Annotated in this window: 7 protein-coding genes; all 7 read right to left on the reverse strand. The window is 43.3% G+C overall.

Annotated features, from left to right (window positions below; all coding sequences use genetic code 11):
- Positions 1-190: 190 nt before the first annotated feature.
- On the reverse strand, positions 191-3,319 hold the full coding sequence (locus L5M38_RS23315; RefSeq protein ID WP_263180442.1) for an HsdR family type I site-specific deoxyribonuclease: 3,129 nt from the start codon (positions 3,317-3,319) through the stop codon (positions 191-193).
- A gap of 63 nt (positions 3,320-3,382) precedes the next feature.
- On the reverse strand, positions 3,383-4,384 hold the full coding sequence (locus tag L5M38_RS23320) for a Fic family protein (protein WP_263180443.1): 1,002 nt from the start codon (positions 4,382-4,384) through the stop codon (positions 3,383-3,385).
- On the reverse strand, positions 4,384-5,649 hold the full coding sequence (locus L5M38_RS23325) for a restriction endonuclease subunit S (RefSeq protein WP_263180444.1): 1,266 nt from the start codon (positions 5,647-5,649) through the stop codon (positions 4,384-4,386). Before L5M38_RS23325 ends, L5M38_RS23320 begins: the two co-directional genes overlap by 1 nt.
- Positions 5,646-7,217 carry a type I restriction-modification system subunit M gene (locus L5M38_RS23330; protein WP_263180445.1) on the reverse strand — a complete coding sequence of 524 codons (1,572 nt, stop codon included), beginning with the start codon at positions 7,215-7,217 and terminating at the stop codon, positions 5,646-5,648. The genes L5M38_RS23325 and L5M38_RS23330 overlap by 4 nt, the downstream gene beginning before the upstream one ends.
- Before the next feature lie 55 nt (positions 7,218-7,272).
- Entirely contained in the window at positions 7,273-7,767 is a 495-nt protein-coding gene (locus L5M38_RS23335; protein WP_263180446.1) for a PIN domain-containing protein, read from the reverse strand.
- Entirely contained in the window at positions 7,748-8,851 is a 1,104-nt protein-coding gene (locus L5M38_RS23340; protein ID WP_263180447.1) for a helix-turn-helix domain-containing protein, read from the reverse strand. The genes L5M38_RS23335 and L5M38_RS23340 overlap by 20 nt, the downstream gene beginning before the upstream one ends.
- A gap of 164 nt (positions 8,852-9,015) precedes the next feature.
- Positions 9,016-9,609 (reverse strand): tyrosine-type recombinase/integrase, encoded by a 594-nt coding sequence (locus L5M38_RS23345; RefSeq protein ID WP_012588474.1) that lies wholly within the window; start codon positions 9,607-9,609, stop codon positions 9,016-9,018.
- Positions 9,610-9,762: the final 153 nt, after the last annotated feature.

Below are 9,762 nucleotides of genomic sequence, written 5' to 3' on the forward strand. Positions count from 1 at the left end.
TGGACAGAAATCATTTAGTAGCTTTATTTATTAGCTCCATTTGTGGGCCAATGACCTATCCAGAAAATGCATAATAATTAAACTAATTTGAATATTCATATCTGCTATCTCGAAAAAAAACAGCACTAATTTAAAAATATCGAGCTCTTTTCATCAAGCATTAACTACGTGAAAAGAGCTCTTCATATCACTACAACTGCCCACCCACACCTTTGAATTTTTCAACAAAAGCGGCAATTTTCTGAAAAACCGTTTGCTTCTGGGTTCGGTACTGTGGGTTCAATGGGCTAAGTTTGGGCAGTGCCTCATTAAGTGCTGTGCCATTTTCAGAGGCGTACTCACGTTTGAGTGATGACGCAATATAGCGTTTGGCAGCATCGATATTGAGCTTTTCAGAGGCAATAATGGCATCGGCTTCGCGCTTCTGCTCCGCCTGGGCGAATTTGAAGAAAGCGTCGATAATGCTGGCTTTGTCATTGATCTCATCTAGGTTTGTCTGGTTAATAAAATCAACCACCAAGCTCTCTTTCGCTCTATTGCCAAGGCTACCGCGGATCATACGACGAACTTCTTCAATCAAGCCTTCTTTGCTCTTGTTCTTCTTATTGTGATCAAAAATCAGTTCAAGAATGTAATCGAGGTTGATTTCTTGCGATTTAAGCAAATCAATTTCAAAGACCACATCGTCCCAGTCTACCGTTGACTTATCTTTATCCTGACCTTCTTTATCGCGTCGCAACCAGTCGCGGGTATCGTTGTAGGTAGAGCGATAATCTTGGATAGCACGTTCGCTCGGCATATCGATGGTTTGCATTGCCTCGATGTCAGCATCGTCCAGATAGTACTTTGACTTAAACTCTTCAACAGCTTGTTCATCACTGGTATCTAAGCTTTGCAGTGCTTTTAATCCAGCAAACTCATCGTAGTTTTGTAGAATATTTTCTGCTTTTAGGTATTCACCAAACAGCTTGGCAAATTCTTTTTTATCTTGTTCTTTTTCAATATTTTCTGGGTTTGGAAAACGTTCTTGCAGCTCTTTGACGATATCAACAAAACCTCGACGAGCTTGGCCAGTAGCAATATCGTTAAAGCCTTCCATGTATTCTTTGTAGCTCTTCTCCAACACCACGTTTTTGGTGTTTTTGTCACCAAACAAGGTGATAGCATCGATGGTTGCCTGCTCCAAATCACGGAAGGTAACAATATTGCCAAAGGTCTTCGTCGCATCATAAATGCGGTTAGTGCGAGAAAATGCCTGCATCAAGCCGTGATAGCGCAAATTCTTATCAACAAACAGGGTATTAAGCGTAGGCGCATCAAAGCCCGTTAAAAACATCCCCACCACTATGAGCAGATCTATTTCTTGATTCTTCACGCGCTGAGCAAGGTCACGGTAGTAGTTCTGAAAGCCATTACTGTCCACGCCATAGTTAGATTTAAACATGGCGTTGTAATCTTTAATCGCGGCGCTCAAAAACTCTTTTGCGCTGCTGTTCATGGCACTGACTTCAAAACTCTCATCTAAAATATCACCAATGGCGTCCTGCTCTTCATTGGCAGCAAATGAGAAGATAGTTGCAATGCGCAGAGGTTTACTTGTAGGTCCATTCTCAGCCTCGGCCTGCAATGTTTTGAAGGTTTCATAGTAGGCTTTCGCCGCATCAACACTACTGACCGCAAACATGGCGTTAAACCCTTTGGCGCCAGAATAGGCTCGATGTGTTTTCTGGTTAAAATGGCTCAGAATATACTGCGAGATTTCACCAATGCGCATTGGATGTAAGAAGGCTTTCTTATTCTCCGCCGCACTAAGCTTCTTATCATCCTGCTCAGTCTCAATGCTCTTAAATTGCGGACGAACATCGTTATAGTCCACTTTGAACTTGAGTACTTTTTCATCACGAATGGCATCGGTGATCACATACGTGTGCAACTGCTGGCCAAACACGCTACCCGTGGTTTCTGCGCCCAGTGCATTTTCTGGGAAAATGGGCGTACCTGTGAAGCCAAACTGGTAGTACTTTTTGAATTTCTTCTTCAGGTTTTTCTGCGCCTCACCGAACTGGCTTCGATGACACTCATCAAAAATAAAGACAACTTGCTTGTTGTATATAGCTAAATCGCTTTCGCTTTTGATTAAGTTGTTGAGCTTTTGGATTGTGGTGACGACAATCTTGTTATCGTCTTTATCCAGGTTACTCTTAAGTCCTGCGGTACTGTCTGAACCGTTCACACTATCAGGTGAGAACCGCTGATACTCTTTCATCGTCTGATAGTCGAGGTCTTTTCGGTCCACCACAAAGAAGACTTTATCGATACAGTCTAAATCGGTGGCCAAACGTGCCGCTTTAAAGCTAGTGAGTGTTTTACCTGAACCGGTAGTGTGCCAAATGTATCCACCGCTTTCCTTGTTTTGATTACTAGGAGAGCTCCAATTCTTAGCGTTCAAGGCGCTCTTAATCTTCCATAAAATGCGCTCAGTGGCCGCAATTTGGTAAGGGCGCATCACGAGCAAGGTATTGCTGACGTCAAACACAGAGTAACGCAAGATCACTTCAAGCAGCGTCTCTTTCTGGAAAAAGGTGGCGGTAAAGTCTTTTAAATCTTTGATCAGCGTATTGTCTGACTTCGCCCAGTTCATCGTAAAGTCGAAGCTGTTCTTGTCGCGCTTGGTGGTATTGGCAAAATAGCGCGTGTCGGTGCCATTAGAGATCACAAACAACTGCAAGAACTTGTACAACGAGTTCTCTGCATTAAAGCTCTCTTTGCTGTACCTATGAATTTGATTAAATGCCTCACGGATCGCCACACCACGCTTTTTCAGTTCGATTTGCACCAAAGGCAAACCATTGACCAAAATAGTCACATCGTAACGGTTAGCATGGCTTCCCGTTTGCTCAAACTGCTTAATGACCTGCACTTTGTTACGAGCAATGGTTTTCTTGTCGAACAGGTAGATATTTTCTATGTGGCCATCATCAAAGACAAAATCGAAAATATAGTCACTGTGCACCTTGCGAGTTTTATCAAGAATATTATCGCTGGGTGTGTTCAGGTATTGCTCGCAAAAGCGCGCCCATTCGGCATCGGTAAACTCGACCTTATTAAGGGCTTGTAGCTGCTTGCGCACATTCGCCATCATGGCATCGGGTGTGGTTAAAGCAGGTAGGTATTCATAACCTTGATTAGTTAAGTCCTGAATAAGCTCGCGCTCTAAGTCAGCTTCACTCTGAAAGCTTTCGTTAACCTGCCATTCTTTAGTGTATTTATCTAAAACAATGTAATTATTGGACTCTGCAACCGTTTTATACGTCGTCATACGTTTACATCCTTTTTTGTTAGCCGTGGTGTTTTCCAAAATGGAAATAGCCACCGCATCGCATTATTCAGTGACTTGCCAATGGCCGGTTTTATCTGAACCTACCCGAGTTAACCTGCCTTCTTTTTGTAGTTTGCTAATGGCGCGGCCAATGGTTCTCACGTCTTTATTTAAGGTATCAGCGAGTTGTTGTCGGGTTAGCTCGGGCGTGTTACTGAGTAATGCCAAAATAGCCTCAGGCGTTTTAAGGCCCGTTACATTGATAAGGGTATTTACAGGGGCGTTTTCACCTTCTTTTACAGGGGCGTTTACAGAGGCGTTTTGCGCCAGCGTTTGCTGAATAACCGACAACATAAAATGAATAAACGGCGTACTGTCTGCTTGGTTATCGGCCTGCTCAAGGGCGTGATAATAGGCTTGCTGATGGTCTTTAATCACACTTTCTAGCGGCAAGGATAGAAACAACGGATGCCACTTGGACAAAATCAGCGTTTGCCATAACCGCCCCATTCGGCCGTTACCATCGGCAAAGGGGTGAATAAACTCAAATTCGTAATGAAATACACAACTGGCGATCAATGGGTGGTCTTTTGTTTGCTTAAGCCATTGGAGTAAATCAGCCATTAAACCAGATACTTGATGGGCAGGCGGCGCAACATGGTGCACCACACCACCTTTATGGATACCCACGCCTTTACTGCGAAACTCACCGGCATTTACAAGAACATCTGACAGCATTAAACCGTGAGCCGTGAGTAAATCGGAAATCTCGCTGGGTGTGAATGCAGGCAGTGCATCATAAGCGGCAATCGCGCCTTTTACCTCGGCCAGCTCACGCACGCTGCCGAGCACGGGCTTACCCTCAACAATGGCGGTAATTTGTTCTTCAGTTAAGCTATTGCCTTCAATCGCCAGCGTGCCGGTAATGGTTTTAATGCGGTTTTGCTTGCGCAGTTGCGGCGAGGCATTGAGCTGGCTGGCATTTAACTCACCCACCTGCTGGCTGATTTGTGCCACCAAGTTCAAAATATCGCTGGTGATGGTAAAAGGTGGTTGGTAGGCCATTAAGCTGCCTCATCTGAATGAGGTTTAGGGAAGCTCAGCAGCAAATCTCGGTAATATTCGTATTGCTTCTGGCGCAGCTCGATTTCGCGGGGCAGACCTTCGGTAATGGAGCTCGTTAGAGTGTCAAATTTGTCGAGAATAGTAACGATTCGTTCTTGTTCCGAAAGAGATTTTTCTCTATTGCTAGCAAATGGAATAGGAACCAAATACTCCATGATTTTTGGCTTATTTCCTCGTGGCATTTTTGCGCCTTTTGCATGTTGCATGTTGTATTCAAAAAACTTGTCATCAGCTAAAACTTGATACAAATATCGTGGATTTATAGCTGTATCAGTCGTCTGAACAACAAGAACATCGCCATTCGTGCCGCCAACTCGATCTGCATGCCATATCTTCTTCAAATAAGGACGTATATTCCCAATTAAGATATCATCAGGATTGTATTGTGTAAGATTTCCACTATCAGGGGTTCGAGTGGAGTCTATTTTACCAGCTCGATTCTGAAGTAAGCTTTCAACACCAACGTAATTGCTGTCATCTAGTTCTGTGTAACTAATACGAGCCTTTGAATACTCGGCTATTTCACTCAAAGCCCTCCACTCAACTTCACCCTCTTCAAAACTCAACAACTTGTCGCGGTAGTAGTTGTATTGTTTTTTCCGCATGTTAAGTTCGGCGGTCAGCTCGGCGGTCAGCTCGGCGGTCATGGCGGTAAATGCGTCCAGAATACGCACTATTTCAGCTTGTATTGCCAGCGATTTTTCTGGGTTGTTTGGGCATGGAATTGGGAAAGGATATTTTTTAAATCCATCCATATCAACAGATGCAAAGCTAGACATGGTTGTGTTTTTTTTACACCAATCCGCCAACATAAAGCAGTAGTAGAAAATAAACTTGTTGTTAAATGTGTCTTTATATACTGGCTTTAAACTTAAATTAGTAAATCTCTGATTTGCTAAAAATGGAACACGAATCAAAGCGTGCTCTCCAATAGTTGCTGATGTGGCAATTATTATTGAATTTTCAGGAAATAGCTTTCCACCTTTGATTGCACTCTCTGAGACTTTCTGTAGCGATTCATCCAGAATTTGACCATTTTCTCGGATGTCGTCCATTCTAAACCATGGAACAGTTCCATTTTCCCAGAATTCTTTTTTTGATTTTGATGGTGTATATCCATTTTTAAGCTGAAAAACATCAGCTAACTTTTTCCACTCAACCTCAACCCCATCTAGCAGTTTTTCCATGTAACTCAAATGATTCATGCTTCAAGCTCCTCACCTTCAATCTTTGCAACAATGGCATCAATATCACTGCGAAGCGCATCAATTTTAGCGACAGTGGTTTTAAGCTCTGCATTAAGCTCTGTAATGTTTGTAACTACGCGATTATCTTTGGCTTCCACATAACTGCTGACCGACAGGTTGTAGCTGTTGCCTGCGATAACATCGAAATCAACGGATTTGGCAAAGTGATCCACGTCCTCTTTGCTGGCAAACACCTTCATGATGGCTTCAATGTGCTCATTGCTTAGGGTGTTGTTATTGGTTTCTTTTTTAAACAAACCGCTGGCATCAATAAACTGGGTGGTGGTGTCAGTTTTGTGTTTCGACAGCACCAATATATTCACGGCAATGGTGGTGCCAAAGAACAGGTTAGGTGCCAGTGAAATCACGGTTTCAACATAGTTGTTATCAACCAAGTACTGGCGAATTTTTTGTTCAGCACCACCACGGTAGAAAATACCTGGGAAGCAAACAATCGCCGCTCGGCCTTTGCTTGATAAGTAACTAAGCGCATGCAGCACAAAGGCAAAGTCGGCTTTTGATTTAGGCGCGAGCACACCAGCGGGCGCAAAGCGATCGTCGTTGATTAGGGTTGGGTCGTCGCTACCAATCCAGTTAATCGAATAAGGCGGGTTAGAGACTATCGCATCAAAGGGTTTGTCATCGAGAAAATGCGGTTCGATTAAGGTATCGCCCAACTGAATATTAAACTTGTCGTAGTTAATGTTGTGCAAAAACATGTTCATACGCGCCAAGTTGTAGGTGGTGTGGTTGAGCTCTTGGCCAAAAAAACCATCTTCAATGATATGCGCATCAAAGTGCTTTTTAGCTTGTAACAGCAACGAGCCCGAACCCGCCGCCGGGTCATAGATTTTATTGACGCTGGTTTGGCCGTGCATGGCAAGTTGCGCGATCAATTTTGAGACGTGCTGAGGCGTGAAAAATTCGCCACCGGATTTGCCCGCATTTGCGGCATAGTTTGAAATAAGGAACTCGTAGGCGTCACCGAATAAATCAATCTGATTATTTTCAAAACCGCCTTCAAAATTACCGAAGGTTAAACCTGCCACGCCTTTTAACACGGCTGCCAAGCGTTTGTTTTTTGCCTCTACCGTATTACCCAGACGATTACTAGTGGTATCAAAATCTGCAAACAAGCCTTTGATGTCTTTTTCTGAATCATAGCCATTGGCTGAGTTTTCGATTGCAGCAAAAATCGCCGCCAAATCCGTATTTAAATTTTCGTTCTTATGGGCATTGGCCGCCACATTGCTAAACAACTGGCTAGGGTAAAGAAAATAGCCTTTGGTTTTAATGGCATCTTCTTTAGCAAACTTGATGTTTTCATCATCGTCAGACATGGCAGCATAATTAACGCTTTCATCACCGCCAGTAATGTAAAGCTCAAAGTTCTCACTGATAAACCGATAGAACAGCGTACCCAATACATATTGCTTAAAATCCCAGCCATCCACTGAGCCTCGCACATCGTTGGCAATCGCCCATATTTGGCGTTGAAGTTCGGCACGTTGTTGTAAACTTGTCATTATTAGAATTCCTGATCGTTCTAAATTGCACTTTATGAGGGCAACCTATTAATTATTAATTTACTTGCTCTAGTTCTACTAAAGCTTGTTCTGCGATATGCCAAGGTAGACGCCTGCCATTGGCTTGCATCTGCTTATAGGCTGCTCGCGCTTGTTCGGTATTGATTTGCTGATGAACCACCAGTTGGCTTACTAGCCAAACTGTGCCTTTAACAATGGCAGCTTCTTTTTCTGCTGCTTTTCTCAGTGCCATATCACCGGTCAGTAAAGGACACTGTTCTTGCTTTGCTAAAGCAAGGGCAAAACAATCGTTTCGGCTCGCTTGGGTATAGGTCCCCGTTAGCTGCATGGCATACATCATTGATTCTGCAGAAACCTCTTTTAGCGCTAACCCTAAATCCAGAAGGTGGGGATGATCTTCTTCAAGTTCTTCAACAAAAAGAATATCTGGCGTTGCAAAGTCATAGGGCAACTGAAACATTGCTTCCAGTAAACCACCTTCTGCCATGTCAATGAGGATATTGGCATCACTAATTAGCAGCTGCTGCACGGCTAGCCTCCTGAGCTAACTGTGCTTGAGTCGGCACCTCCAACTTTCGTTCTTTACGAAAGCTAGAAACCGACATTCCCAGTAACTCTGCGGCTTTTGATTCCCCAATATACTCCTCACCTAGCGCACGATAAACGAGTTGCTTGTGTAGATAAGTCGACTCATGCGGGTAAGCTTTTCCAGGCTCCTCCGTTCGCCAACCATTTTTACTAAACAGCATAAACAGATTTTTCTGTGTCGCTGGCGTAATTATTCCACATTGCCCAGCTCGAAACAGTGCTGCCAACATGCTAATGCCGTATTCGTGCTTAAGCATGAGTAATTCACGCGGTTCAATATGACGGCGTTTTTCACCCAAGTGTTCAATAAGTGATTGAGTAGGTAAAAGGAAAGCGCCTGCAAAAGTATTACAGGCCTTCTCTTCGTCAAGGCCTTCAACTAAACGTCCATGCACCACTAAGTGTCCAAGTTCGTGGGCTAAGGTGAAACGTTGTCGGTCACCACTTTGAGCCGTGGAGATAACGACGACAGGCGTGCTGCCAATTTTCCCCGCCAACCCATCAAATTTTTTATCTGTTTCCACATCAGTGGTAATGATCATCACCCCTTTAGCTTCAAGTGTATCGATCATGTCGTGAATTGGGTTTAGACCAAGGTCCCAAGCGTGGCGCATTTGAATAGCTAAGTCTTCAACTTGTTCTATGCTAGTAATTTGTTCAGGAAGCTCATTTGGTAAAGTAAACTCAGGGATAGGCTTCACTGAGTCGGGATACAACTCTAAAAGCTCTTGCCAACGTTCAGCTTGTTCTAAAACATCGCCATTAATTCGGTCTAACACTTTCTTTGGTGTACTAGCACGCTTGCGGTACTCTACGCCCTCTAGTTTCACCTTCGTTGGACGAAAGAAGTACTCAGTGCGCACATCGAGCGCTTTCGCGAGTTTTAATAGGTTTGAAGAAGAAGGCATAGCCGTACCATGTTCATACTTTTTAATGGCGTTAGCGGACAGTCCTACCTCGTTGGCTAATGCATTCATGGATAGCCCGGCAGCCTTACGGGCTCGTTCTAAGCGTTCTGCAAACATGGAATCCTCTCAAGCAATAGCTCGGTTTATAAAGTCATTAAAATTATGTTTAATATAAACCTTATAAATAAGATTTTCTATCTATTTTGCAGCGCAGGGTTCTCCATTTTGCTCATGCCTAACCTTACAACCTACCGATGTATATAGACTTATTACGGGTAACGTCAAAACTCTATATCTTCAGATATATTTAATGCATCTTCCATTTCTACCCCTAGATAGCGAATGGTACTATCCAACTTGACATGGCCTAGTAGTAGCTGCACGGCTCGTATGTTCTTTGTTCGAGCATAGATCAACGTTGCTTTTGTTCTTCGCATAGAGTGAGTTCCATACAGGTGAGAGTCATAGCCAAGTTGTGATGCCCAACGACGAATGATTGTTGAATAACAGCTATAACTCATTGGTCTGCCCGACTTTCGAGGACTTGGGAAAAGATAGTCTGAAATGGCTAATTGGCTGTGTATAAACCACTGGGTTAACGATTGTGCCGTGCGTGACGTGATTTCAAATTGTACCTCTCTACCCGTTTTACTTTGGCTATAAAGGACACGATTTTGGATAATACCACCTGACGAAATATCCCTTACTTTCATCCTGAGTAAATCACATGAGCGTAACTTGCAATCAATAGCGAGATTAAGTAACGCTAGCTCCATGATATTACCTTCGATTTCGAGTCTAGTGCGGATACGCCAGATATCCTCGAGCTTAAAGGGCTTTTTCTGCCCAGTTCGATGGCCTTTTTTCGTCCACATAACTGACCCCTAAATGACTTTAGAAATGTCCTTATTTATTTTAGCTTGAGATTGAGGTCAATGAGTTGAATAGATATGCAATTTAGGAAATTGTGACAGATTTGAAACTCAAAACTGTAGTGTATTTGGTCTAACTGATAATGGGGCATAAAC

The sequence above is a fragment of the Shewanella sp. SM101 genome, from assembly GCF_025654465.1.
Taxonomy (GTDB): domain Bacteria; phylum Pseudomonadota; class Gammaproteobacteria; order Enterobacterales; family Shewanellaceae; genus Shewanella; species Shewanella oncorhynchi.

What these genes read in the sequence shown, in the direction of transcription:
- L5M38_RS23315 (WP_263180442.1), bottom strand. Translation starts at nt 3,319, where the DNA reads ATGACGACGTATAAAACGGTTGCAGAGTCCAATAATTACATTGTTTTA.
- L5M38_RS23325 (WP_263180444.1), bottom strand. Translation starts at nt 5,649, where the DNA reads ATGAATCATTTGAGTTACATGGAAAAACTGCTAGATGGGGTTGAGGTT.
- L5M38_RS23320 (WP_263180443.1), bottom strand. Translation starts at nt 4,384, where the DNA reads ATGGCCTACCAACCACCTTTTACCATCACCAGCGATATTTTGAACTTG.
- L5M38_RS23345 (WP_012588474.1), bottom strand. Translation starts at nt 9,609, where the DNA reads ATGTGGACGAAAAAAGGCCATCGAACTGGGCAGAAAAAGCCCTTTAAG.
- L5M38_RS23330 (WP_263180445.1), bottom strand. Translation starts at nt 7,217, where the DNA reads ATGACAAGTTTACAACAACGTGCCGAACTTCAACGCCAAATATGGGCG.
- L5M38_RS23340 (WP_263180447.1), bottom strand. Translation starts at nt 8,851, where the DNA reads ATGTTTGCAGAACGCTTAGAACGAGCCCGTAAGGCTGCCGGGCTATCC.